Annotated in this window: 23 protein-coding genes; 8 read left to right on the forward strand and 15 right to left on the reverse strand. The window is 63.6% G+C overall.

The window, feature by feature from the left end; genetic code table 11:
• The first annotated feature begins 45 nt into the window (after window positions 1-45).
• Window positions 46-465, forward strand: a complete 420-nt coding sequence (locus tag C1H69_RS20240; RefSeq protein ID WP_205738568.1) for a hypothetical protein — start codon at window positions 46-48, stop codon at window positions 463-465.
• Window positions 462-677 (forward strand): hypothetical protein, encoded by a 216-nt coding sequence (locus tag C1H69_RS20245; RefSeq protein WP_205738569.1) that lies wholly within the window; start codon window positions 462-464, stop codon window positions 675-677. Before C1H69_RS20240 ends, C1H69_RS20245 begins: the two co-directional genes overlap by 4 nt.
• Before the next feature lie 178 nt (window positions 678-855).
• Here the strand turns inward: C1H69_RS20245 and C1H69_RS20250 are convergent, their stop codons facing one another.
• The 8 genes from C1H69_RS20250 to C1H69_RS20285 form a co-directional block, all read right to left on the reverse strand.
• Complete coding sequence (locus C1H69_RS20250) at window positions 856-1,755, reverse strand: hydroxymethylglutaryl-CoA lyase (RefSeq protein WP_102655199.1); 900 nt, start codon at window positions 1,753-1,755, stop codon at window positions 856-858.
• A 182-nt stretch (window positions 1,756-1,937) separates the two neighbouring features.
• A complete protein-coding gene (locus C1H69_RS20255) occupies window positions 1,938-3,977 on the reverse strand; it encodes an acetyl/propionyl/methylcrotonyl-CoA carboxylase subunit alpha (protein ID WP_102655200.1) in 2,040 nt (679 codons plus the stop codon).
• Window positions 3,974-4,816, reverse strand: coding sequence for an enoyl-CoA hydratase-related protein (locus tag C1H69_RS20260; RefSeq protein WP_102655201.1), 843 nt, complete (start codon window positions 4,814-4,816; stop codon window positions 3,974-3,976). Before C1H69_RS20260 ends, C1H69_RS20255 begins: the two co-directional genes overlap by 4 nt.
• A 197-nt stretch (window positions 4,817-5,013) precedes the next feature.
• On the reverse strand, window positions 5,014-6,621 hold the full coding sequence (locus C1H69_RS20265; protein WP_102655202.1) for a carboxyl transferase domain-containing protein: 1,608 nt from the start codon (window positions 6,619-6,621) through the stop codon (window positions 5,014-5,016).
• 392 nt (window positions 6,622-7,013) lie between these two features.
• A complete protein-coding gene (locus tag C1H69_RS20270) occupies window positions 7,014-8,183 on the reverse strand; it encodes an isovaleryl-CoA dehydrogenase (protein ID WP_102655203.1) in 1,170 nt (389 codons plus the stop codon).
• A 232-nt stretch (window positions 8,184-8,415) separates the two neighbouring features.
• The gene (locus C1H69_RS20275) at window positions 8,416-9,225 is read right to left on the reverse strand and encodes an ABC transporter substrate-binding protein (protein WP_102655204.1); all 810 of its coding nucleotides are present in this window, start codon (window positions 9,223-9,225) and stop codon (window positions 8,416-8,418) included.
• 44 nt (window positions 9,226-9,269) lie between these two features.
• Window positions 9,270-10,031 carry an ATP-binding cassette domain-containing protein gene (locus C1H69_RS20280; protein WP_102655205.1) on the reverse strand — a complete coding sequence of 254 codons (762 nt, stop codon included), beginning with the start codon at window positions 10,029-10,031 and terminating at the stop codon, window positions 9,270-9,272.
• Entirely contained in the window at window positions 10,028-10,732 is a 705-nt protein-coding gene (locus tag C1H69_RS20285) for an ABC transporter permease (RefSeq protein ID WP_102655206.1), read from the reverse strand. Before C1H69_RS20285 ends, C1H69_RS20280 begins: the two co-directional genes overlap by 4 nt.
• A 151-nt stretch (window positions 10,733-10,883) precedes the next feature.
• On the opposite strand from C1H69_RS20285, the gene corA reads away from it, so the two are divergent.
• On the forward strand, window positions 10,884-11,969 hold the full coding sequence (corA, locus tag C1H69_RS20290) for a magnesium/cobalt transporter CorA (protein WP_102655207.1): 1,086 nt from the start codon (window positions 10,884-10,886) through the stop codon (window positions 11,967-11,969).
• A 192-nt stretch (window positions 11,970-12,161) separates the two neighbouring features.
• Entirely contained in the window at window positions 12,162-12,941 is a 780-nt protein-coding gene (locus C1H69_RS20295) for a Crp/Fnr family transcriptional regulator (RefSeq protein ID WP_102655208.1), read from the forward strand.
• 41 nt (window positions 12,942-12,982) lie between these two features.
• Here C1H69_RS20295 and C1H69_RS20300 read toward each other — a convergent pair whose 3' ends face one another.
• The 4 genes from C1H69_RS20300 to C1H69_RS20315 all read right to left on the reverse strand — a co-directional run bounded on the left by C1H69_RS20300 (window position 12,983) and on the right by C1H69_RS20315 (window position 18,074).
• Entirely contained in the window at window positions 12,983-14,428 is a 1,446-nt protein-coding gene (locus tag C1H69_RS20300; protein WP_205738570.1) for a GntP family permease, read from the reverse strand.
• Window positions 14,428-15,513 (reverse strand): patatin-like phospholipase family protein, encoded by a 1,086-nt coding sequence (locus tag C1H69_RS20305; RefSeq protein WP_102655210.1) that lies wholly within the window; start codon window positions 15,511-15,513, stop codon window positions 14,428-14,430. The genes C1H69_RS20300 and C1H69_RS20305 overlap by 1 nt, the downstream gene beginning before the upstream one ends.
• A gap of 149 nt (window positions 15,514-15,662) precedes the next feature.
• Window positions 15,663-16,049 carry a response regulator gene (locus C1H69_RS20310; protein ID WP_102655299.1) on the reverse strand — a complete coding sequence of 129 codons (387 nt, stop codon included), beginning with the start codon at window positions 16,047-16,049 and terminating at the stop codon, window positions 15,663-15,665.
• 57 nt (window positions 16,050-16,106) lie between these two features.
• A complete protein-coding gene (locus tag C1H69_RS20315) occupies window positions 16,107-18,074 on the reverse strand; it encodes a PAS domain-containing protein (RefSeq protein WP_102655211.1) in 1,968 nt (655 codons plus the stop codon).
• 128 nt (window positions 18,075-18,202) lie between these two features.
• Here C1H69_RS20315 and C1H69_RS20320 point away from each other — a divergent pair, with 128 nt between their 5' ends.
• Window positions 18,203-18,418 (forward strand): hypothetical protein, encoded by a 216-nt coding sequence (locus C1H69_RS20320; protein WP_102655212.1) that lies wholly within the window; start codon window positions 18,203-18,205, stop codon window positions 18,416-18,418.
• 75 nt (window positions 18,419-18,493) lie between these two features.
• Here the strand turns inward: C1H69_RS20320 and C1H69_RS20325 are convergent, their stop codons facing one another.
• Genes C1H69_RS20325 through C1H69_RS20330 form a run of 3 tightly spaced genes read right to left on the reverse strand, consistent with a single transcriptional unit; the run spans window position 18,494 to window position 22,258 of the window.
• A complete protein-coding gene (locus C1H69_RS20325) occupies window positions 18,494-20,872 on the reverse strand; it encodes a DNA polymerase II (RefSeq protein ID WP_102655213.1) in 2,379 nt (792 codons plus the stop codon).
• A 49-nt stretch (window positions 20,873-20,921) separates the two neighbouring features.
• Window positions 20,922-21,053, reverse strand: coding sequence for a hypothetical protein (locus C1H69_RS24485; protein ID WP_276308784.1), 132 nt, complete (start codon window positions 21,051-21,053; stop codon window positions 20,922-20,924).
• The gene (locus C1H69_RS20330; RefSeq protein ID WP_102655214.1) at window positions 21,050-22,258 is read right to left on the reverse strand and encodes an MFS transporter; all 1,209 of its coding nucleotides are present in this window, start codon (window positions 22,256-22,258) and stop codon (window positions 21,050-21,052) included. Before C1H69_RS20330 ends, C1H69_RS24485 begins: the two co-directional genes overlap by 4 nt.
• 203 nt (window positions 22,259-22,461) lie before the next feature.
• Here C1H69_RS20330 and C1H69_RS20335 point away from each other — a divergent pair, with 203 nt between their 5' ends.
• The 3 genes from C1H69_RS20335 to C1H69_RS20345 all read left to right on the forward strand — a co-directional run bounded on the left by C1H69_RS20335 (window position 22,462) and on the right by C1H69_RS20345 (window position 24,882).
• Window positions 22,462-23,274 carry an AraC family transcriptional regulator gene (locus tag C1H69_RS20335; RefSeq protein ID WP_102655215.1) on the forward strand — a complete coding sequence of 271 codons (813 nt, stop codon included), beginning with the start codon at window positions 22,462-22,464 and terminating at the stop codon, window positions 23,272-23,274.
• Window positions 23,275-23,409: 135 nt separating this feature from the next.
• Window positions 23,410-24,444 carry a histone deacetylase family protein gene (locus C1H69_RS20340; protein WP_102655216.1) on the forward strand — a complete coding sequence of 345 codons (1,035 nt, stop codon included), beginning with the start codon at window positions 23,410-23,412 and terminating at the stop codon, window positions 24,442-24,444.
• Window positions 24,445-24,525: 81 nt separating this feature from the next.
• On the forward strand, window positions 24,526-24,882 hold the full coding sequence (locus tag C1H69_RS20345) for a RidA family protein (protein ID WP_102655217.1): 357 nt from the start codon (window positions 24,526-24,528) through the stop codon (window positions 24,880-24,882).
• The last annotated feature ends 1 nt before the right edge of the window (window position 24,883 follow it).

The raw sequence follows: 24,883 nt of genomic DNA on the forward strand, positions 1-24,883 counted from the left end.
TCCATCCGTGTTAGAGATCCTAGCATGGATTCTACACGAAAATTTTTGATCAGGTACTTACAACGGGGCGGTATCTTCTATCGGCTGATGTTCGTGCACCGCTATACCGGTAAGCAGTTCAGCCAGACCTCCCTCGGCACCATCGTCGATCACAAGCATGAAGTGCATGCCCTGTGGGATATGCTGCAGCGCTATATGGATGTCACCCAACCCATGCCAGATATCCCGCGCCTGGAGCCGTTTCGCCATCTCGACCCCACCACTGCCGAGCACGACCGGCAAACCGGTCGCAACCCGCGCTACTGGCGCGACCTGGATGTAGAGGCATGGAAGCAAGGAGAGGGTGCCGCTTTGCGCAAAGCGCAGATAGAGTACCCCTGGTCCCGGCAGCGCTGCCAACTTACCCCGCAGCTCGGCAAGGTGGAGATGGCTGCCTACCGTGAGCGGCAGGAGGCGGCAGCATGAGTGAAGCAAGCTCCCCCCACTATGGTCCCGGTGCCTACCGGGGCAATGCCATCCCGCCACTACCCGCACCGCCAAGAAAACGTGAACGGATGGGTGAGGAGCTGCTGCCCTTCGGCGACTACGCCGGTATCGACTCCTACCAGCAACTCTGCGAGGATGCTGAGTTTGTACAACATCGTGACTGGGAGGAGCCGAACTTTTACCTGAAGTGACGTCCTTGACCTATCCGGATGGCTTTATTGCGCTCACCCGAGACGACAAGCCTTATATCGAGGTGCAGCTTTGGGATATTCCACCTGGATTCAATGGCTGATTACAGTGACGGTACCCACCCGACACAAAGCCCCCGAGCCAGTCACCTGACTCGTAGCTTTCATTTTGGCCGCGTGATCACTTCGCCGCCAACGCCACCCCCACCTTCGACCGATTCGGTCGGCCGATGGTCTGTGTGATCCAGGTGCCGGTTTCTGCCAGCCTGTCGAGCTCGATACCGGTGTCGATGCCGAGGCCGTTGAGCAGGTAGACGACGTCTTCACTGGCCACGTTGCCGGAGGCGCCTTTGGCGTAGGGGCAGCCACCGAGGCCGGCGACGGAGCTGTCGACGACGCCGATGCCTTCCTCGAGCACGGCGTAGAGGTTGGCGAGTGCCTGGCCATAGGTGTCGTGGAAGTGGGCAGCGAGCTTGTCGATGGGGATCTCACGCCTCACGGCGTCGATCATGCGCTTGGCCTTGAGTGGGGTGCCGACGCCGATGGTGTCGCCCAGCGACACTTCGTAGCAGCCCATCTCGTACAGCGCCTTGGAGACTTCCGCGACCTTGGCGGGGGCGATCTCGCCCTCGTAGGGGCAGCCCAGTACGCAGGAGACGTAGCCGCGCACGCGCACGTTGGCCTGTTTGGCGCGTTCCAGCACCGGGGCGAAGCGCTCCAGGGATTCGGCCACGGAGCAGTTGATGTTCTTCTGCGAGAAGGCTTCGCTAGCCGCGCCGAATACCGCCACTTCCTCGACGCCGCATTCCAGCGCCGCTTCCAGCCCCTTGAGGTTGGGGGTGAGGGCGGCGTAGGTGACGCCTTGGCGGCGCTTGAGGCCGGTCATCACGTCGCGATGGTCGGCCATCTGCGGCACCCACTTGGGCGAGACGAAGCTGGCCGCTTCGATATAGCCGATGCCGGCGGCGCCCAGGCGGTCGATCAGTTCCAGCTTGGTGGCCGTGTCGATCAGGTTGGGTTCGTTCTGCAGCCCGTCGCGGGGGCCGACCTCGACCAGGCGCACTTGCTTGGGAAATGCCATGTTCTCTCTCCACTCGTTTCCGCTCAACTGATCCTGTTAGCGCGGCTTCTCCGTCGACAGGGCTATGCGGAGGCGCTGTGAATCCTTCCCTGGACGCTACATTTGCCATCCCTGGCAAATGACCTCCGCTTCGCCCTGTCCCCGGCGCCGCTCACCTTGGCGCTCTCAGCTTTGCTTCCAGCTTACTCTGCGGGAGCGAATTCCAGCAGCACGTCGCCTTGGCCGACGGTGTCGCCACCCTTGAAGTGGAAGCTGGCCACGTGGCCATCGGCCGGGGCGGTCATGGTGTGTTCCATCTTCATGGCTTCCATGACCATCAGCGGCATGCCTTTCTCCACCCTCTGACCGGCTTCCACCAGCAGCGCGACCACGGTGCCGTGCATGGGGGCGGTCAGGGTCGATTCGGCCTCGTGGTGGCCGTGGTCGATGGCGTCGATACGGCGCCAGAACAGCCGGGTCTCGCCGCGCGGGTCGACCATGACGACCACGTTGCCGTCGCGCCGTGCCTGCAGGCGGCGGCGGTGGCCGTTGAGGGTCACCGCCACGGCGTCGCCGGCCAGCGGCTGCAGTGAGGCGGTGAGGGTCTCGCCGCGGATGGTCAGGGTCCACAGCGCCTCGCCGCTCTCGCGGGTGCCGTCGACCACCACCACGGCGTCGGCGTCTTCGCTGTCCTGGGCATGCGCTGGATCACACAGCGCAATGCGAATGCTGTGCGGGGCGTTCAGGCGGAAGCCGTCGTGACGGTCCCAGGGGGAGTCGCTTTCGCACTCGCGGGCCAATTGGTTGAGGCCGACTAGGGCGGCGCCGGCGTACGCTTCGATGCTGTACTGCTTGGGTGCGAACAGGGTGGCATCGAAGCGCTCGATAAAGCGCGTATCGAGATCACAGGCCTTGAAGGCCGGATGGGTCGCCAGCCGCTGCAGGAAGGCGCGGTTGGTGACCACGCCCTGCACGTCCAGCGCGGCCAGCGCCCGGTTGAGGGTGGCCAGGGCCTGGTCGCGGTCGTCACCGTGGACGATCAGCTTGGCCAGCATCGGGTCGTAGTGCATCGACACGGCATCGCCGGTCTCCACGCCGCTGTCGAGCCGCACGCGGGTCGGGTCCAGGCCGGCGCCTTCCAGGTCCATGGCGAACTGGGTCAGCAGGCCGGTGGCGGGCAGGAAGTCCTGCTCGGGGTCCTCGGCGTAGAGCCGTGCCTCGAAGCTGTGGCCGGTGATGGTCAGTTCGTCCTGGGTGCAGGGCAGGGCTTCGCCCATGGCCACGTGCAGCTGCCACTCGACCAGGTCCTGGCCGGTGATCATCTCGGTGACCGGGTGCTCCACCTGCAGGCGGGTGTTCATCTCCATGAAGTAGAAGGAGCCGTCTTTGTCTAAAAGAAACTCGACGGTGCCGGCACCCACGTAGCCGATCTCCTTGGCGGCGCGTACGGCGGCGTCGCCCATTTCGCGGCGCAGTTCGGCGGTCATGCCGGGGGCGGGGGCTTCTTCCAGCACCTTCTGGTGGCGGCGCTGCACGGAGCAGTCGCGCTCGAACAGGTAGACACCGTTGCCGTGGCTGTCGCAGAACACCTGCACCTCGACGTGGCGCGGCTGGGTCAGGTACTTCTCGATCAGCATGCGCTGATCGCCGAAGGCGGCCTGGGACTCGCGGCGGCAGCCGTCCAGCGCGGCCTGGAAGCCCTCGCCGGATTCGACCACGCGCATGCCCTTGCCGCCGCCGCCGGCGCTGGCCTTGAGCAGCACCGGGTAGCCGATCTTGTCGGCCTCGCTGCGCAGCAGGGCGTCGTCCTGGTCGTCACCGTGGTAGCCGGGCACCAGTGGCACGCCGGCGTTGGCCATGCGCGCCTTGGCTGCGGACTTGTCGCCCATGGCGGCAATGGCCGAGGCGGGCGGGCCGACGAAGACGATGCCGGCCTGGTCCAGCGCTTCGACGAAGGCGCCGTTCTCGGAGAGGAAGCCGTAGCCGGGGTGAATGGCACCGGCGCCGGTGCGCTTGGCGGCTTCCACCACGGCTTCGACCTTGAGGTAGCTGTCGCGGGCGGCGGCGGGGCCCAGGCGCACGGCCTCGTCGGCTTCCCGCACGTGGCGGGCGCTGGCGTCGGCATCGGAGTAGACGGCGATGGTGCGCAGGCCCATGGCGCGAGCCGTGCGCATGACCCGGCAGGCGATCTCGCCGCGGTTGGCGACCAGCAGGGTGTCGAACGTGTGCGGTTGGCGGCTCATGAGTCTCGCTCCATGGCGGTCTTGTCGGGGGCGTTCGGGTCGGGGAGCGTCCAAGCGGGGCGGCGCTTCTCGAAGAAGCTGGCCAGGCCGTCCTGGCCTTCGGCGCTGACGCGCAGCTCGGAAATGACGCGGCAGGTATGCTCGCGGGTGGCCTTGCTGTCGGGTTCGCGGGCCACGTCGGCCAGCAGCGCCTTGGTGGCGCGCTGGGCCTGGGGCGAGCCGGCGAGCAGTATGCCGATCATGTCGTCGACGGCCTCGTCCAGGTCGTCATGGCCGACGACCTGATGGCTCAGGCCAAGGGTCAGGCTGGTGGCGGCATCCACCACTTCGGCGGAAAGGGCGAAACGGCGCATCTGGCGCGAGCCGATGGCGCGCTGTACGTAGGGGCTGATCACGGCGGGGGAGAGGCCGATCTTGACCTCGGAGAGGCAGAACCTGGCCTTCTCGGAGGCGATCACGATATCGCAGCAGGCGGCCAGGCCCACGGCACCGCCAAACGCCGAGCCCTGCACGCGGCAGAGGGTGGGGCAGGGCAGCGTGTCCAGGTCGTGCATCAGCTGCGAGAGCTTGCGCGAATCCGCCAGGTTGCTCTCGACGTCGTACTCGACCATGCGCTTCATCCAGCCCAGGTCGGCCCCGGCGGAGAAGCTCTTGCCCTCGGAGCCCAGCACCACCACGCGCACGTCGCCGTGGTGGGCGGCGTCGTGTAGCCGTTCCAGGTGGGCGTTGAGCTCGGCGATCAGGCTGTCGTCGAAGGCGTTGTGTACCTCGGGGCGATTCAGTGTCAGCCGGGCGACGCCGCGCTCGTCGATGGTCAGCTGGGAATAGGAAGTTGCCATGTTACTGCCTCATGAATTCGGGTCTGGTTAGGCTGCCCGCGGCTCTCCGTCGACAGGAAACGCGAAGACGCTGTGAATCCATCCCTGGACGCTCCATTTTTCTATCCCTGAGCTTTTTTCATCCTGAACAGGGAGCTTCGCTTGTTCCTGCCCCCGGTGCCGCTCGCGCTGGCTGCCTTTCGGGCCGCGAAGGTCGGTTACATTCTGAACACGCCGAACCTGGTCTCTTGCACTTCCGCGTTCATGGCGGCAGCGAGCGAGAGTCCCAGTACGTCGCGGGTCTGCATCGGGTCGATGACGCCGTCATCCCACAGGCGTGCGCTGGCGTAATAGGGGTGGCCCTGGTGCTCGTACTGGTCGCGGGTGGGGGCCTTGAAGGCTTCCTCGTCCTCGGCCGACCACTCGCGGCCCTCGCGCTCGTGCTGGTCGCGCTTGACCTGGGCCAGCACCCCGGCGGCCTGCTCGCCACCCATCACCGAGATGCGGGCGTTGGGCCACATGAACAAAAGATTGGGGTCGTAGGCGCGGCCGCACATGCCGTAGTTGCCGGCGCCGAAGCTGCCGCCGATCAGCACGGTGAACTTGGGCACCTTGGCGCAGGCCACGGCGGTGACCAACTTGGCGCCGTGCTTGGCGATGCCTTCGTGCTCGTACTTCGAGCCGACCATGAAGCCGGTGATGTTCTGCAGGAAGATCAGCGGTATTTTCCTCTGCGCACACAGCTCGATGAAGTGCGCACCCTTGACGGCGGATTCGGAGAACAGCACGCCGTTGTTGGCGAGGATGCCCACCGGATAGCCGTGGATATGGGCGAAGCCGGTGACCAGGGTGTCGCCGTAGTAGCGCTTGAACTCGTCGAAGTCGGAATCGTCGACGATGCGCCCGATCACCTCGCGTACGTCATAGGGTTTCTTGAGATCGGTGCCGACGATGCCGTAGAGCTCGGACGGGTCCAGGCGCGGTGGCTTGGGCGGCTGCATGGCGAGCTTGCCGCGCTTCTGCCAGTTGAGGCGTGACACGCAGCCACGCGCCAGTTGCAGGGCATGGGCATCGTTCTCGGCGTAGTGGTCGGCCACGCCGCTGACCTTGCAGTGCACGTCGGCACCGCCCAGGTCCTCGGCGCTGATGCTCTCGCCGGTGGCGGCCTTCACCAGGGGCGGGCCGCCCAGGAAGATGGTGCCCTGCTGCTTGACGATGATCGACTCGTCGGCCATGGCCGGCACGTAGGCGCCGCCGGCGGTACAGGAACCCATGACCACGGCGATCTGCGGGATGCCTTCCGCGGACAGCGTGGCCTGGTTGTAGAAGATGCGCCCGAAGTGGTCGCGGTCGGGGAAGACCTCGTCCTGGCTGGGCAGGTGAGCGCCGCCGGAGTCGACCAGGTAGATGCACGGCAGGCGGTGCTTGCGGGCGATCTCCTGGGCGCGGATGTGCTTCTTCACCGTCATCGGGAAGTAGGTGCCGCCCTTGACCGTGGCGTCGTTGGCGACGATCACGCACTCCACGCCGGAGACGCGACCGATGCCGGTGACCACGCCGGCGGCGGGAATCGGGCTGTCATAGGTGTCGTGGGCGGCCAGCGCCGAGAACTCGAGGAAGGGCGAGCCCTCGTCGAGCAGGTGGTCGATGCGGTCGCGCACGAACAGCTTGCCACGGGATTCATGACGGGTACGGGCCTTCTCGCCACCGCCCTGGCTGATGGCGGCGGTCAGCTCGCGCAGCTTCATGACCTCGTGGCGCATGGACGCCTCGTTGGCCTGGAAGGCGTCGCTGCGTGGATTGGCTTGAGTGTTCAGGATGCTCATGGAAGATCCTTGGTGTTCGTCTTCGAAGCAGGTGGTGCTTCGCGGGCGTTGCGTCTTTGGTGGTTCTGTTGCTGAATCTGCCACGTTGGCGGTGTTGTCAACCCTGGTAACACCGCCGGGAGTCCTTCGGCCTTCAGTCGCGAGCTGAAGCTGCTCCAACATTAGAAAAAATCTCTGTAGGAGCGCTGGCTCCCATCGCGTCTGGTGCCGCCAGGCGCCTCGGCGGAGGCTCCAACGTTGGCGGTGTCGCCTGCCCTGGTAACACCGCGCCGGGAGTCCTTCGGCCTCCAGTCGCGAGCTGAAGCCGCTCCAACATTAGAAAAAATCGCTGTAGGAGCGCTGGTTCCCATCGCGACCGGCGCCGCCAGGCGCCTCGGTGGAAGCCGCCGACATTACCTGGATTCGTTGAAGATCTCGCGGCCGATCAGCATCCGACGAATCTCGCTGGTGCCGGCGCCGATCTCGTACAGCTTGGCGTCACGCAGCAGGCGTCCGGTCGGGTACTCGTTGATGTAACCGTTGCCGCCGAGCAGTTGAATGGCATCGAGCGCTACCTGGGTGGCCTTTTCCGCGCAGTACAGGATCACGCCGGCGGCGTCCTTGCGGGACGTCTGGCCGCGGTCGCAGCCCGCCGCCACGGCATAGAGATAGGCGCGGCAGGCGTTCAGGGTGGTGTACATGTCGGCGATCTTGCCCTGCACCAGCTGGAATTCGCCGATGGACTGGTCGAACTGCTTACGCTCGTGGATGTAGGGCACTACGATATCGAGGGCCGCCTGCATGATGCCGATGGGACCGGCGGCGAGCACGGTGCGTTCATAGTCCAGGCCGCTCATCAGCACCTTGACGCCCTTGTTGGCCTCGCCCAGCACGTTCTCGATCGGTACCTCACAGTCCTGGAAGACCAGCTCGCAGGTGTTGGAGCCGCGCATGCCCAGCTTGTCGAGTTTCTGGGCGGTGGAGAAACCGGCCATGTCCTTCTCGATGATGAAGGCGGTGATGCCCTTGGAGCCGGCGTCCGGGTCGGTCTTGGCGTAGACCACCAGCACGTCGGCGTCGGGGCCGTTGGTGATCCACATCTTGTTGCCGTTGAGGACGTAGTGGTCGCCTTCCTTGCGGGCCCGCAGCTTCATGGAAACCACGTCGGAGCCGGCACCGGGTTCGGACATGGCCAGGGCGCCGATATGGTCGCCACTCATCAGCTTGGACAGGTAGTTCGCCTTCTGCTCGGCATTGCCGTTGATCTTCAGCTGGTTGACGCACAGGTTGGAGTGGGCGCCGTAGGAGAGGCCCACCGAGGCGCTGGCCCGGGAGATCTCTTCCATGGCAATACAGTGCGCCAGGTAACCCATGCCGGTACCGCCATCTTCTTCCGGAACGGTAATGCCCAGCAGCCCCATATCGCCGAACTTCTTCCACAAGTCGTTGGGGAATTCGTTCGTCTCGTCGATCTCGGCGGCACGCGGTGCGATCTCGTCACGGGCGAAGGCGTTGACCTGGTCGCGCAGCATGTTGAGCTCCTCGTCGAGGCCGAACTCGAGGGGCTTGTAGGGCGTGAACATGGCGTAACTCCCTTTTACTATCGGGTATATAGCGGCTGTCGGGGTGTTTGCGAGGCACACGGGGCACTCTCGCAGCGCTTCGATGGTACAAGATTAGGCTAGGTTGACGTTAACGTAAAGTGGAGGTTTTGCGGCTGCGACGAATGTCGAAGAGGGCCGTGTCTGTCGAGCCTTGCCAAGGGGGCTCGACGCGCGGGCTTCCTGCGCATGCATTAGAGGCGCCTCCGATGCCTCATTCGGCGTTGGGGAAGAAGAGCTGCTCGCCGTTGATCTCGAAGTCGGCGATGGCCTGTTGGCCCTCGTCGGAGAGCAGCCACCGATGCCATTGATCGGCCAGGTCGTGCTTGATGTGGGGGTGCCGCTCGGCGGAAAGCAGCAGGCTGCCATAGGGATTGAACAGTGCGTCGTCTCCCTCGAAAAGCAGTTCGAGGTTCTGGCGGTTGTCGAAGGCCGCCCAGGTGGCGCGGTCGGACATCGCATAGGCGTCCATGGCGGCGGCGGTGTTGAGCGTCGGTCCCATACCGCTGCCGAGTTCGCGGTACCAGGCGCCCTGGGGCGTGATGTCCGCCGCCTGCCACAGGCGCAACTCGGCGCGGTGGGTGCCGCTGTCGTCGCCGCGGGAGGCGAAGGGGGCCTCGGCCGTGGCAATGCGCTGCAGGGCGTCATCGATGGCTTCCGCTTCGCCAACGGCGGCCGGGTCGTCGCCGGGGCCGACGATCACGAAGTCGTTGTACATGACATCGGCTCGCTCCGTTGCGTAACCCTCGGCCACGAACTGGTCCTCTCCGGCCCTGTCGTGTACCAGCAGGCTGTCCGCGTCCCCTCGGCGGGCGATCTCGAAGGCCTGGCCGGTGCCGACGGCCACCACCCTGACCTGGATGCCGGTCGCTTCGGTGAAGGTTGGCAGGATGGCACCGAAGAGCCCGGAGTTCTCCGTGGAGGTGGTGGATGCCAGGACGATATGGTCGTCGCTGGCCTTTGCCGTGGCCACCAGCCCTAGACCGATCAGGCCGATGACGGGCAGGGTCGGAGATCTTTTCATGCGATTTTCCTTGTTGTTGATCATCGAGTGGGAGTGGCTGCTCGCTACCAGATCAGTTCGCCCCGAATAAAGGCACGCGCCTCGGGGGTCCGTGGGCCCTGGAAGAAGCGCTCGGCCGGGGTGTGTTCGACCAGCCGCCCGCCGCAGAGCAGCACCACGTCGTCAGCCAGGCGGCGGGCCTGGTTCAGGTCGTGGCTGGACATCACGATGCGCGTGCCTTCGGCGTGGAAGGCATGAACCGCCTCTTCCACGGCGCGCATCGAGGCTGGGTCCAGCGCCGACGTGGGCTCATCCAGGAACAGCACCTCGGGCTTCAGCACCCAGGCGCGAGCCAGGGCGAGGCGCTGCTGTTCGCCGCCGGACAGCACCCGCGCCTGGCGCTGGGCCAGCGATATCAGGCCGAATCGCTCCAGGGTTTCCATGGCCAGCGCTCGCCGCCGTCGCCAGGGCACACGGCGGGCAGCCAGGGCATAGGTGAGATTGGCCAGCGCCGTGCGGCGCAGCATCACCGGGTGCTGGAATACCATCGCCTGGAGAAGAGGCGGCATGTCCGGCTGCGTGTGCCAGATGACGTCACCGCTGGTGGGCGCGATCAGGCCGTGGGCAAGGCGCATCAGCAGGCTCTTGCCGGCGCCGTTGGGGCCGAGCAGCAGGGTTATTCCGTGGCGGGCGAGCTGAAGGTCGATTTCGTGCAGCAGCACCGTATCCTGATGGACATACGTCAGACCCTTCAGTTTCAGCAGCGGGGCGCTCGGTGACCATATCGGCTGGCCTGACGGTACGCCCGGGTGGTAAAGGTCCGTCATCCCAGTCGCCTCCTGGCACGCTCGCCGATCACATAGGCGGTGCCGTTGACCAGAGCGACCAACCCCAGCAGTACCAGCCCGAGGCCCAGGGCCAGCGCCAGATTGCCCTTGCTGGTTTCCAGGGCAATGGCGGTGGTCATCACCCGGGTCACCCCATCGATGTTGCCGCCGACGATCAGTACGGCGCCCACTTCGGCGCTGGCGCGGCCGAAACCGGCCAGGATCACCGTCATCAGGGCGAAGCGGGCGTCCCACAGCAGTCCCGGCATGGCCCGGACCCGGCCGATGCGCAAGGAATGAAGCTGTTCGCGGTATTCTTCCCACAACGCACCGATATGGTCGCGGGTGAGGGCGGCGATGATCGGCAGTACCAGCAGGGTTTGGGCGATGATCATGGCGGTGGGGGTGAACAGCAGGCCCAGGCTGCCCAGCGGGCCGGCGCGGGAGAGCAGCAGGTAGATCATCAGCCCCGCCACGACCGGCGGCAGGCCCATGAACGCGTTGAGCAGGGTGACCGCCAGGCCACGGCCGGGAAAGTGCCACAGCGCCAGCGCGGCGCCCAGCGGCAGGCCGATCAGCGCCCCGACCAGCACGGCGGAGAGCGACACCTGCAGCGACAGGGTCACGATACCCAGCAGCACGGGATCCAGGCTCAGGATCAGGGACAGGGCCGCCTGAAAGGCATTGTCGTTTTCCGGCATTCGCGTCTCCGGCGAACGTGGCGAAGGGTCATGTTAAGTTAAGCCAAGTCAGGTCTTACAGCATTCGCGAAACGACTCGCACATGCCAGTATGGATCGATGAAACCTGCCCGCTCCCGGGGCATGGCCTCCGACCCGTTGAGGAATCCATCATGACTCGTCTGTTTCGCAAGCATTACCACCCGGCTGGAACGGCCCCCGGTACACTACGCGAACTGACGCTCGAACAGGCGGCACTGATTACGCCGGCGAGCTTTCTCCTGGCGAGTCGTGAGGCAGGGCGCTGGGGGGTGGTCCGGGACGTGTCTGCCCTGGACGTTCCCGCAGTCGAGTCGGCAGATCAACTGCATTGGTTGCACGTGCAGGGCATGCCCACGGCGGAAGAGCTTGAACGGCTCGGGGATCGGCTCGGACTGCATCCCCTGGTACAGGAAGACGTGCTCAATGGAGGGCAGCGACCCAAGGTGGAGCGTTTCGGCGATACGCTGGTCGTCATGCTGGGTGTGCCGTTCGAGGATGCCGAGAGAAGCCTGCATCTGTATCAGCTCACGCTGTTCATGGCCGGGCACTATGTGGTCAGCTTCATGCCGGATGGCCCGGATCCCTTCGCTGAGGTTCGCTGCAGGTTGAAGGAGCGGGGCGGCAAGGCGCTGGGTGAGCCGGACGACTTGCTTTATGGCTTGCTGGACGCCGCGGTGGACCACGCCTTTCCCGTCCTGGACCAAGTGGGAGAGCGCATCGAAGCGGCGGAATTCGACATACTCGATCACCCGGACAGCCAGACCCTGGAACGTCTGCATGGCCTCAAGCGTGAGCTGATTCTGCTGCGTCGCCACCTATGGCCGACTCGTGAAGTGATCAATCAGCTGCTGCGTGATCACAATGATCTCTTCACACCCGATACACGGGTCTGGATGCGAGACGTCTATGACCATACCGTACAGATCATGGATCTGGTCGAGAGCTATCGCGACATGACGGCGAGCCTGCTGGATATCTATCTCTCCAGCATGAGCCATCGGCTCAATGCCAGCATGCGCACGCTGACGATCATCGCCACCATCTTCATGCCTCTGACCTTTATCGCCGGGGTCTATGGCATGAACTTTTCCCACCCCCACAGCCCCTTCGCCATGCCGGAGCTCCACTGGTATTGGGGATATCCGCTGGTGTGGGGTGTGATGGTACTGATCGCACTGGGCATGATAGCGATGTTCCGGCGCATGAAGTGGTTCTAGCCAGCCATGGCGTCGGCCCATGTTCCGGGTGATGCCGTGGCCAGCTAGACTTTACACGAGGTCTTTTTTCTTTATATTAAAAGCTCAGGGTCGATGCCGGGTCGGGACAGACTGCCATAATTATATATTATTTAGCTACCCTCGTGCTAGAGGTACACAATGGTGCTTCACTCAAAAGGCAGGGATCGTGGCATGCTTGCCTCTTTTCTTGAAAAGCTGAGCAATTATATCGACTTTACCGAGAATGAGCGTCAGGTATTAAAGGATACGGTAAAAAGTGTGAGGCATTACGAAAAGAAGGGTGTGGATATAATAAGCATAGGGGAGCGGCCGCTGGGCGTTCATCTCATGCTAAAGGGTTGGGCGTGTCGTTACAAACTATTGGAAGACGGCTCGGAACATATCATGGCATATCTCATGCCCGGCGATATGTGTAATGTTCATACTACCCTGCTAAAGCAGATGGACCATTCCATTCGCACCATGACCGAGGCGACGGTAGCCAGTATTACCCATGAGCAGATCAACGACATCATTGACCACTACCCGCGTATTGCGCGGGCGTTGTTCTGGTCGATGTTGGTGGATGAAGGGATTTTAAGAGAGTGGCTGGTCAATTTGGGTAGCCGTTCTGCCGAGGCGAGTCTTGCACACTTGTTTTGCGAACTGCTGACACGTTCGCGTGCCGCCGGCCTCACGCAGGACAACAGTTTCTGTTTACCGTTGAGCCAGGCTGAGTTGAGCGATGCGCAGGGTAGGTCGCCAGTTCATGTCAACCGGGTCCTCAAGAAACTACGAAATGATGGTCTCATCTCTTTCCGCAATAAACGCCTCACTATTCTGGACTGGGAAAAGCTCGTCCAGTTGGCCCAGTTCGACCCCGGCTATCTGCATCTGGAACGTTATGTTGGGGATGTGGTGCCAAACTCCCGCCATGGCAAGCCCACCTGCCGTGCGGAGCGGAACAAATGACCTTTTATACCGCTCCCATGCAGGTGCCTTTCGAAACCCGCTCAGAACGAGCCGAACAGGGTGCCCGCGGTAATCAACAGCACCAGCGAGATGATGGGTATCAGCACGGCTACCACCGCGATATCCAGGTAGGCTTGGCGATGCGTCAGGCCACAGATGGAAAGTAGCGTAATCACCGCGCCATTGTGGGGCAGGGCGTCCAGCCCGCCGGTGGCGACCGCCGTGACCCGGTGCAGCAGTTCCGGCGATACGCCGGCCGCTTGCCCCATGGCCAGGTAGGTGTCACCCAGGGTGGCCAGGGCGATACTCATGCCGCCCGAGGCCGAGCCCGTTATGCCCGCCAGCAGGTTGACTGCCACGGCCAGCGAGATCAGGGGGTTGTCGCCGCCGATCGACGTCACCCACACACTGATGGCATCGAAGGCCGCCAGCGAGGCGATGACCGAACCGAAACCGACCAGGCTGGCGGTATTGAAGATCGGTAACAGTGAGGCGTTGGCGCCGCTGTCCAAGGTACTGGTGAGAGCCATCAGACGGCTGCGGTTGGTGAGTATGAGGACCATGATGGAACTCACGAGCGCCGCAATGACAGACCACACCCCGCGTACCGACTCGATGGTGGTTGCGCCATATTGCGATTCGGCAAGATAGTCCGTGTCCATGGCCGGAATGACGACGGCGGTGAACAGCAGGTTGAGGGCGATCACCAGTACGATTGGCAACAGTGCCAGCGGTAAGGAAGGCAGTCCCTTGTCGGGCTGGTGGGGGGCGACCTCGGCCAGGTCAAACCCTTCTCCCGCTGCGTGTTCGCGAAGATGCGGTGCGGCTGGCGCCTCCTCGTCGTGTTCACCGTAGCCTTCGCCCGCGGCGCGCGCCTTGCCTGTCCGATAGCTCAACCAGGCTTGCCCCAGCCCCAGCATGACCAGGCTGGTCAGGATACCCAGCCCGGGGGCGGCGAACGACGAGGTGCCGAAGAAGGGCATGGGAATGGCGTTCTGGATCGCCGGCGTGCCGGGTAGTGCCGTCATGGTGAACGTGAAGGCTCCCAGTGCGATGGTGCCGGGAATGAGACGCTTGGGCAGGCTTGCCTTGCGAAACAGCGCGGCGGCGATGGGATAGACGGCGAAGGCCACCACGAACAACGAGACGCCGCCGTAGGTCATCACCGCGCAGGAGAGCACCACCGCCAGGATGGCGCGCGCATCGCCCAGCCGCTCGACGATGGCGCTGGCCAGCACCTCCGCGCTGCCGGAGTCCTCCATCAATTTGCCGAAGACCGCTCCCAGCAGGAACAGCGGGAAGTAGCGCACGATGAAGTCACCGGCCGCACCCATGAACACCTGGGTATAGCTGGCCAGCAGGGGGGTATCGACGGAGACGAGGACCACCAGCGCGGCCAGGACCGGGGCAAGGATCAACAGGCTGAAGCCGCGGTAGGCCAGGTACATCAAGAGACCGAGTGCAACGGCAATGGCCAGGATGCCCATCAGGAGCCCTCGTCACCGCGACGTCCCGATGTCTCGTCCGGCATCGAGATCGGCCTGAACGTGTCCTGAAAGACCGTATTCAGGTCGAACGTGGAACACTCGCCAATGGCGTCGAAGTTCTCCTCCAGCCAAAAATTGGCCCAGGCACGACCCCGTTGGTGCAGTCGGGAAACGAAATCCCACTCGGCATTCAGCTTGCTGGAGGCGCTCAGCTCTTCGACCTCCTGCTCGGCATGAATCAGGTGCAGGCGCATGGAGCGATAGCTTTCCAGCTCGAGCCCCTCCGCCGCGATCAGCTGATGCAGCAGGTGGATGCTGCGCAGCTCCTTGATCAAACTCGAGTTGAAGGTGATTTCGTTGATACGGTTGATGATATCCCGCGCGCTGTCGGGCAATTTGCGACGGATGAGCGGGTTGACCTGTACCACGACCAGATCCCGGCAGCCCTGGTCATCGACCAGAGGGTAGAGCGCCGGGTTACCGCTGTAGCCGCCATCCCAGTAGGCTTCCCCGTCGATTTCCACGGCGGGAAACATGAAGGGCAGGCAGGCCGAGGCCATGACGGTATCGACGCTCAACTCCGGTTGGCGAAAGATCTTCGCTTGCCCGGTTCGCACATTGGTCGCCGTGACGAACACCTTGGCCTTGCGGCAGGCATTGACCCGCTCGAAGTCGACGAGCTTGAGAACCAGGTCGCGCAATGGATTGATGGCGAGTGGATTGAGCTTCGCCGGTGCGATCAGTTGGGTGAGGCTCTCATAGAACAGATAGGCCGGCGAGTTGTCCAGGCTGTCGTTACCGATCAGCCGATCCCAGGGGCTACGCTGAATGGGAGAAAAGCGGGCCGCATCGCTGACCGCCTTCCAGAAGGTAGCCAATGCCTCGCGGGCCCCGTCGCGCCCACCCTTGTGAAGTCCATCGGCCATTACCACGGCATTCATGGCGCCCGCACTGGTGCCGCTAACACCATCGATTTCCAGCCTGTCCTCTTCCAGCAGCCGATCCAGCACGCCCCAGGTCAAGGCTCCGTGGGAGCCTCCGCCCTGTAGTGCCAGATCGATGCGCTTCCTTTCGCCCTTTGCCATACGGTCTCCTTGGGTAGAACCATGAATGCTGCAACGCAGTATAGCTTAACTGTCAGTCTCGATCTCCCGATTCTGCAGGCAAGCGTGCGCCTGCCGGGAACGGGTCGACGTGGGGGAACTCACCATGAACCGAACTCTGCCAGGCTTCGTTACAGGGTATTGCTGATGTATCGCTGGCCCTGGATCATCTGCCGGATGGCACCAGGCAGTTCATCCGGGTCGCCCTTGAGGATATAGCCCTGCGCACCGGCGGCGAGTGCCTGATCGACATAGCGCCGTTCGCCATGGCCGGAAAGGATGGCGCACTGCAGGCCCGGGTGGCGCTCCTTCAACCGGGAGATGAGATCCAGGCCAGTGATCCCCGTCAAGGACAGGTCTATGAGCACAAGATCCGGTGTGATCTGCTCGAGTCTTTCGAGCGCGACTTCTCCCGACTCGGCGGTTTCGCAGACTTCCAGATCCTCTTCCTGATTGATGTACTCGCGTAGCATTTCACGCATGAAGGCGTGATCTTCAACCACAAATACCTTGGCCATGGCGTCCATGCCCTCTCTCTAAAGTGAACTGAAGTGAATGCGCGATGCGGGAACCGCTCAATGCTTCCGCAACCATTCCGGTCGAGCGGGAACTCTAATGACTATAGAGGTTCCCGAGCGCGGCACCGTATCGATTTCCATGGAACCTCCCAGCAAGCGTAGACGTTCACGGCTGCTGACGAGTCCGAAGCCCGGGTGTTCATCCTGGCCAGCCTCCATGAGAGCCAGGTCGAAACCTTCTCCCGCATCGCTCACCTGGATGATGATCTCCTCTTCCGTCTGGTCCAGCTCAACGGCGGCCTTGTCCACGTGGGAGTGTTTCTTCACGTTGAAGAGCAGTTCCCGCACGATCTGAAACAGAAGAACGCGCAGATCCTCGTCGGGCATGTGCGGAGGGTGATGAATCGTCATGCCCACATCCAGCTCATGCATTTGCTGCATCTGGCGCTGGAGCCACTCGAGCGCCTCGGCCAAACCCTCCGTCTTCAGGATGGGAGGGCTGAGATCGACGGTGAGCTGGCGAGTCGTCTCGATGGCCTGCTTGATCCAGAGGCGCGTGCCTTCAACGACATCCGTCAACTCGTGCTGCCCGGTTGCCGCCAGCCTCTCCTGAATCAAGCACAGCTTTATCTGCAGGCCGTAGAGCAGCTGTTGCAGGTCGTCATGCAGCACCTGGGACACCCTGCGTCGCTCCTCCTGCTCGGCCATGGTCAATTTCCACGCCAGGTCGCTGACCTGTGCGGTGCGTTCACGGACGCGCGCTTCCAGCGTCTCGTTGAGTTCCGTCAGTGCCTGTTCAGCAAGCTTCTGCTCGTTGATGTCGATATTCATGCCCACCCAGCCGCGGATGGTGTCATCCGTGTTGCGCAGTGCGTTGGCTCGTACCGCCGTCCATCGGTACTGTCCGCTCTTGGCATGATAGATCTGGAGTTTGATCTGAAGGGGCCTTCCCGTGTCGACCGCTTGCTGCCAGGTTGCCAAGGCTTCCGCTCGGGAGTCTGGGCTCACGGCGTTGGCCCAGCCGTGGCCTTTCAGTTGTTCGTAGGTTTGTCCCGTGTAGGCCTGCCAGGAAGAGCAATGTTTGGTGAACTCTCCCTTGGCATCGGTTTGCCAGACGATCTGCGCCGATGCGTCGACGAGTACCCTGAAACGCTCCTCGCTTTCGCGCAGCTCGACCTCGAAGCGCTTGTGCTCGGTGATATCGATAAAGGTGATGACGACGCCGTCGATGTGATCGGTGGAGTTTCGATACGGGCGCACCCGGGTGAGGAACCAGTTGCCTTCGATATCCTGCACTTCCCGGTCGAGCGGGCTCGGTTTCTCGAGGACGCGCCGCGCGTCGCTGGTCAACTGATCGTAGCCAAGGCGGTGGGCGAGCTCCGAGAGGGGGCGGCCCCGGTCCGCCGGACGGATGTTGAATAGTGCCCCGACCAGTGGCGTGAAGCGCAGGATGCGAAGGTCGACATCGAGACAGATAGTGGTGATCTCGGTGGCGGCAAGGAGGTTCTGCATATCGCTCGAGAACTGATCGAGCTCCTCGATCCTGTGGCGATTCTCCCGACTGGCGGTGGCAAACCCTTCGTTCATTGATTGGAGCTCTGCCATTGTCGAGCGTAGCGCTTCATTGGCCGACTGCAATTCCTCGTTTGCCGCTCTCATCGCCTCCTGGCTCGACTCGTGTTCTTCGAAGATCACCAGGGTGAGACCCTGGTCCTCCCATTCCTCGGGAGGGCGTGCATGGATGACGATATTGCATGGTTCTCCCTCGAGGTCGATGGCAATGGGCGTCGAGCGAATCGGTCGGGCTTCCTGCTCGGCAGCGACCAGGACCGCACGCAGCCCGAGGCGAAGCTCCTCACGAACCAGCTTGAAAACGCTGGCAGCAGCCCCCTCGCCCGGGTGCCCCAGGAAGCGGCCGGCATGCTTGGAGAAGTGCACGACCTTGTGCTCGGGGGACACCAGGATGCTGGGTGGTGCGTAGCGCTCGACCCTTCTTAGATGAAGCGTTTCATACGAGAGGGACACGGGGGCTCCGTTTTTGGTTTTCTTCTTCACCCGGGTGGCATGCGGGCAGCCGGCCTGGCAAGGCGGCCAGGATTGGACTAAAGTCTAAGATGTTAGACAATAGTCGTAATTCACCCACACGAGAGAGCGTGACTTGCCTCGGCAAGCCGCCACCCAATGCCATGATGACATTACGCTTCGCCACGATCTGGGACCACCCCCTGCCGCGTATCCAGGCCAAGGCCAGGGCGACAGAGCCGCTCACGACAGAGCGCTTCCTGACCATCTGGGACGACCCCGCTCCCGCCGTCGAAAGCACCAAGCGCAAGCGATCCGCCAGGCGCCTGCCTGCCTTCTATATCTAGACTAGATCTTGACTGGCGCAAGGTCCTGTCCGGCAGCCGTGCGGCATCGAACGCATGGATGGCGGATAGCCAAGCCTAGAATAGCCCGAGCTGGCGGTCGATGAGGCCAGCGAAGTCATCCCCCACGAAAGGCAGGATGGCGTCCGCAACAGGCTGGAGCTGACGGGTGAGGTAGTGGTCGGTGTCGATCGTCGAGCGCTGTGCCTCCAGTGGCTCCGGTCCCGCTACCGTCATCACGTAGCGGATCCACCCACCGTTCTGGTATTGGCGCTGCCTGCCCATCCTGGCGTTGTAGTCGTCGGCGAGCCTGGCGGCGCGCACATGGGGCGGCACGTTCCTGCGGTAGTCCTCCAGCCGGCGGCGCAATCGCTTGCGGTAGACCAGCTTCTCGTCGAATTCGCCGGCCAGGGTGCGGCGCACATAGTCGCGCACATACTCACGATGGGGCTGGCCGGTGAATATGCGCCGATAGAGTTCCTGCTGGAAGTCCTTCGCCAGGGGCGTCCAGTCGGTACGCACCGTCTCGAGTCCCTTGAACACCATCCGATCGCTGCCATCCGCATTCGACACCAGGCCGGCGTAACGCTTCTTGCTGCCGGCCTCGGCGCCGCGAATGGTGGGCATGAGAAAGCGGCGGTAGTGGGTCTCGAACTGCAGCTCCAACAGGCTTTCCAGGCCGAATTCACTCTTCAGGTATTCACGCCACCAGTGGTTGACGTGTTTCGCCAGCCGTCGTCCGATGCGTGCCGCCTCCTGCTCGTCATGGGCACGGCCCAGCCACACGAAGATCGAGTCGGTATCGCCATAGATGACCGTATGGCCTTCGGTCTCGATCAGCTCGCGGGTACGACGCATGATCTCGTGGCCACGACGGGTAATCGACGATGCCAGGCGCGAATCGAAGAAGCGGCAGCCCCTGGAGCCCAGCACACCGTAGAAGGCATTCATGATGATCTTCAGCGCCTGGGAGAGTGGCTGATTCCCGATGCGTTTGGCTGCCTCGCGTCCTTCCCACACCTGCGCCACGATGGCCGGCAGCGCATGCCGGGTACGCGAGAAGTGAGCCCCGTTGAATCCTGGTACCGTGCCTGCATTGTCCGGGTTGCCCTTCCCCTCATCCAGGCCTTCCACCAGCCCCACCGGGTCGATCAGGAAGGTGCGAATGATCGAGGGGTAGAGGCTCTTGTAATCGAGTACCAGAACCGAGTCGTAGAGGCCGGGTCGGGAATCCATCACGAAACCGCCAGGGCTCTCGTCCGGCCGACCCTCGCCCAGGTTGGGCGCGACGAACCCCAGGCGGTGCATCCTTGGCAGGTAGAGATGGGTGAAGGCGGCAACCGAGCCGCCGCTGCGGTCGACGGGTAGTCCAGTGACGGCAGCTCGTTCCAGCAGGAACGCCAGCAGGTCGGTACTGGCGAAGATGCGCGTCACCAGTTCGCAGTCCTTGAGGTTGTAGCGTGCCAGTGCCGGTTTGTCCTCGGCGAACATGCGGAGGATGCCATCCAGGCGCTGATAGGGGTTGTCGATGGCCTTGCCTTCGCCAAGCAGTGTCTGGGCGACGTTTTCGAGGCTGAATGAGGGGAAGCTCCAGGTCGCCGAGCGCAGTGCCTCGATTCCGTCGATGAGCAGTCTTCCGGCCGCGGCGGCGAAGTAGTGGTTGTTCTTGTACCCATGGGCGCGCCACTCCATTTCACTGCCACCGCGTCCCAGCCGCAGCGGCACCTGAAGGCGCTGGGCATGTTCGTGCAACAGGCGCAGGTCGAACTGCACCAGGTTCCAGCCGATGATGACGTCCGGATCGTGCTCGGCGAGCCACTGATTCAACCGTTCCAGCAACTGGGCACGTGAATCGCAGTAGTCGAGCCGAAAATCGAGCGGCTGGTCGTCCGAGCCGTTCGGTGGCCCCAACATGTAGACCTGACGCTGTCCGCAGCCTTCCAGGGCGATGGAGTAGAGTTCGCCTCGTCCGCTGGTCTCGATATCCAGGGAGACCAGCCTGAGACGGGGGCGATAGTCCGGCGCCGGCTTCAGCTGCGCCTCGATCAGCATGCCGCTTGCATCGGGCGTGCCCTGGTACCAGACCGGAGCCGTGATGTAGCGCTCCATCAGATAGCGCTCGGGCGGGCGGATGTCCGATTCGTAGACTTCCACCCCCGACTCACGCAGGCGCCTGTCGTACTGCATCAACTGACGATGTTGCCGACAGTAGAGCCCGAGGACCGGGCGGTGATGAAAATCGCATAGCGCGAGCTCACGCAGGGAAACATGACGCTCATCTTGCAGCAGTGCCTCGACCTGGGCCCGTTGCTCCGCTGGTACGAATGCCACCGATGGCTGAGCCGGCAGTCGGACGAGCCGAGGGCCCTCGTCGGTCGCCAGCCAGAACTCGACCTGGGTGCCCATGGGGGTGTCGCGCCAATGGCGAGTGAGCACGAATCCTTGCCGTGAAGCCACCGCTATACCTCAATTACCAGGTCCAGGGCCCACGCGCGGCTGTTTGGCATCAGCAGAGCCGCATGCCCAGAAGCAGCATGCTGGCATCGGCCATCTGCCAGCCCCACCAGACGAGGGACAAGGCACCGGCGACGAGCGCGGCGGCGGTCAGCTTGAACAGGCGTCTCTGGACGTGGCTCATGCCTGGACCTCCTTCGGGGCGGGGCGGTTGACCGGGGCCTCGCTGATGAACCAGTGCAGCAGCGCGGCGATCACCGAGAGCAGGATGGCGATCTTCCATACCACATCATAGTGGCCGGTGAGGTCGTAGAGGTAGCCGCCCATCCAGACGCCCATGAACGAACCGAGCTGATGGAACAGGAAGACGATGCCACCGAGCATGGAAAGATGGCGCACACCGAATACCGAGGCGACGATGCCGTTGGTCAGCGGCACGGTGGATAGCCACAGCAGCCCCATGGCGATGCCGAACAGGTAGGCGCTGGCGGGGCTCAGGGGCAGGAAGACGAAGGCGGTGATCACCGCGCCGCGGGTGAGGTAGAGCCAGCTCAACAGCCGCGGCTTGGAGTAGAGGCCGCCGAGCCAGCCGGCGGCGTAGGTGCCGAAGATGTTGAACAGCCCGACCAGCGCCAGCACGGTGCTGCCCACCTGCACGGCCAGCCCGTTGTCGAACAGGTAGCCCGGCAGGTGCACGCCGATGAAGACCACCTGGAAACCGCAGACGAAGAAGCCCAGGCAGAGCAGCCAGAAGCCGCGGTGGCCGGCGGCCTCATCGAGCGCCGCGCCAAGGGATAGGTCGCTGCTCAGGCGCGCGGAGGGCCTGTCTCGCAGCATGCCTCCCAAGGGCACCATCAGGGCGGCCAGCGCACCCATGGCCAGCAGCGCCGCCGACCAGCCCAGCCAGCCCAACAGGCCGAGGGTGCCCGGCAGCATGGCGAACTGGCCGAAGGAGCCGGCGGCGCTGACGATGCCCATGGCCATGCTGCGCTTTTCCGGCGCGACGGCACGGCCCACGGCGCCAAGGATCACCGAGAAGGTGGTGCCGGACAGCCCCAGTCCGATCAGCAGCCCGGCGGAAAGCGACATGCCGAGTGCCGATTCCGAGAGCCCCATGAAGGTCAGGCCCAGCGCGTAGAGAAGGCCCCCGATCGCCACGACCCGCGCGGCACCGAAGCGGTCAGCCAGCGCCCCGGTGAAAGGTTGCGCGAGGCCCCAGATCAGATTCTGCAGCGCCAGGGCGAAGGCAAATACCTCGCGCCCCCAGCCAAGGTCGGTGCTCATCGGTTCCAGGAAAAGCCCGAAGCCATGGCGCAGGCCCATGGCCAGGGAGATGACCAGGCTGCCGAGCAGAATGATCAGCAGAGAGTGGCGACGTAGGGCGTCCATGGGGAGGGCTACCTGTTTGCAAACTAATGAAACAGCACTATCGCGCTTCTTGTCGTTCCTTGCCAGTTTCTCCCCCCATTACCGGCCCCTGTTCATCGTGCCGGTCGGCTGCTGGGCTCCCGGCCAGGCGCACGGTTTCGCATTGTTTCGCGGCGGAGTAATCTAGGAGGCTGCCCTGATGAAACGGACCACAAGAAACCGTCATGTCCCTTTTCGATCTGCGTGCCTGCACTCTCGGGCATGAACATATTGCACACGCCCATGCGCATCATCAGCTGATCCTGGCGACCTGCGGTGTCACCGAGCTGGAGATCGAGGGCCATGGGGACCGTGTCACGGGTGGCCGTGGCTGCCTGATCCCCTATGCCCATCATCACGAATACGAAGGGGATGGCGAGAATCGGACGCTGGTCCTGAACCTCCCTCTCGGCGCCCTGGGCACATTACGTGACGGCGAGGACATGGAGCGACTGTTCGATCGCCCCCGCTTCTTCCCCGTACCCGCCCGCCTGAATCAGCTGGCCGGCACGCTGATGGTGCAACTGGAACAGTATCCGGCACTGCATAGCGAGATTGCGGCACTATTGCTGAGGGCCCTCTATCTTCACCTCGAGGACCGGACAGCGGCAGCCGATCCCGGCTTTCCATTCGCGCGCCGCGCCAATGAGCGGCTCGACCTGGCCCGCCTGAACGCCTGGATCGACCGGCATCTCGCCGATGACATCCGCGTCGAGCAGCTGGCCGCCCTGTGTGCCCTGAGTCCTGGCCATTTCCACGCCTGCTTTCGTGAACTGACCGGGACGACACCGCTGGCCCATGTCCAGGGCCGTCGGCTCGACCATGCCAGGGCCCTGATCCGTCATGGCAGCCTGAGCCTGGGGCATATCGCAGCGCTGATAGGGTTTCGCGACCAGGGCAGCTTTTCCAGGGCCTACCGGCGCCATTTCGACCTGGCGCCCTCCATGGAGCGGCAACGTGCTCTGGCCATATGCCGAGTTGCGGGCAAGTCTTCCTGAGTGACGGGCAAGCAGCCCACCTCGTCACGTTCTAGTCTGATGGGTAGGGTAATTGCCGCCGACCTGCCATCAGTCTCGGGGGGTAATTGCCGTGTTCCAACGATTGAACCTGCTGAGTCCAAGGAAAACTGGCCGATGAAGCTCTTCTACCATCCTGACCAGGAGCGTCATGCCCCCGGAACTTTTCTGTTGCGGGGCCGGCCGGCACCGTCGCCGGAGGGGCCGGTGCGTGCCGAGCTGCTGAGCCAGGGAGTAGTGGCGTCGGGCTTCTCGTTGAGTGAACCCGACGTCGTCGACAGCCCCTTGCTGCGCAGTCGGCTGGCCAAGGTGCACACTCACCGCTACCTGGAGTTCCTCGAGACCATCCATGGTCGCTGGCGCGAGCTGCCGGGGGCCGCCGAGCTGGTATCACCGAACGTTCACCCCACCGGAGGCGGCCACCATTACCCGCGTCATCCGGTGGGACAGGCCGGGTGGCACCTGCACGACATGGCTTGCCCCATCGGCGCGGAGAGCTTCCGTGGGATCCTTGCCAGCGCCGCGACGGCCCAAGCCGCCGCGGAAGCGGTGCTGGGCGGTCATGGCACTGCCTATGCACTCTGCCGCCCCCCCGGCCACCATGCCGGGCCGGACCGGGCGGGCGGCTTCTGTTTCCTGAACAACTCGGCGCTTGCCGCCACCGTCCTGCGAGAATACTTCGCACGGGTCGCCATCATCGATGTCGACCTGCATCACGGCAACGGTACCCAGGACATCTTCTACTACCGCGGCGACGTCTGGACCGGTTCGCTGCATGTCGATCCCGGCGACTTCTATCCGTTCTTCTGGGGAGGAGCCGGCGAAGAGGGCATGGGCGAAGGCCTGGGCACCAACGTCAACCTGCCCCTGCCGCTTGGCAGCGATGGTGCCGCCTTCCATGGTGCCCTGGATGAATTGCTTGAAAGGCTGGACGACTTTTCCCCCCAGGCGGTGGTGGTGGCGCTGGGGCTGGATGCCCACCGCGACGACCCACTGGCCGGCATGGCCCTGGAAACCTCGGATTTCACGGTCATCGGCAGGCGACTGGCCCGGCTCTCGCTGCCCACGGTGCTGGTGCAGGAGGGCGGCTATCCCACCGAGCATCTCGGCGCCAACCTGACGGCCTTCATGGATGGCTTTACGGCGGGCTGACCTGTCGGCCCGATGCCCCATCACCCTACGACGTAAATATCAAACATTTGACATCAAACCTCAGACGACAGAGACCTAGCCATGACCATCAGCCATCACGAAAGCAATGAACGAATGAGCCAGATCACCATTCACAACGGCACCGTCTACCTGGCCGGCCAGGTGCCCGCCGATACCAGCGCCGACATGAAAGGCCAGACCGAGCAGGTGCTGGCGCGTATCGATGAGCTGCTGACCCGGGCCGGCACCTCCAAGGAGAACCTGCTCTCCGCCCAGATCTGGGTCACCAGCATGGATGAATTCGCCCAGATGAATGCCGCCTGGGATGCCTGGGTCGTGCCTGGCCGTCCGCCCGCGAGGGCCGCCCTGGAAGCCAAGCTGGCCAAGCCGGAGTGGAAGGTCGAGATCATGGTGGTGGCGGCACTGCCGGGGGCCTGAC

It is taken from the genome of Billgrantia endophytica (genome assembly GCF_002879615.1).
Classification (GTDB): Bacteria; Pseudomonadota; Gammaproteobacteria; order Pseudomonadales; family Halomonadaceae; genus Halomonas; species Halomonas endophytica.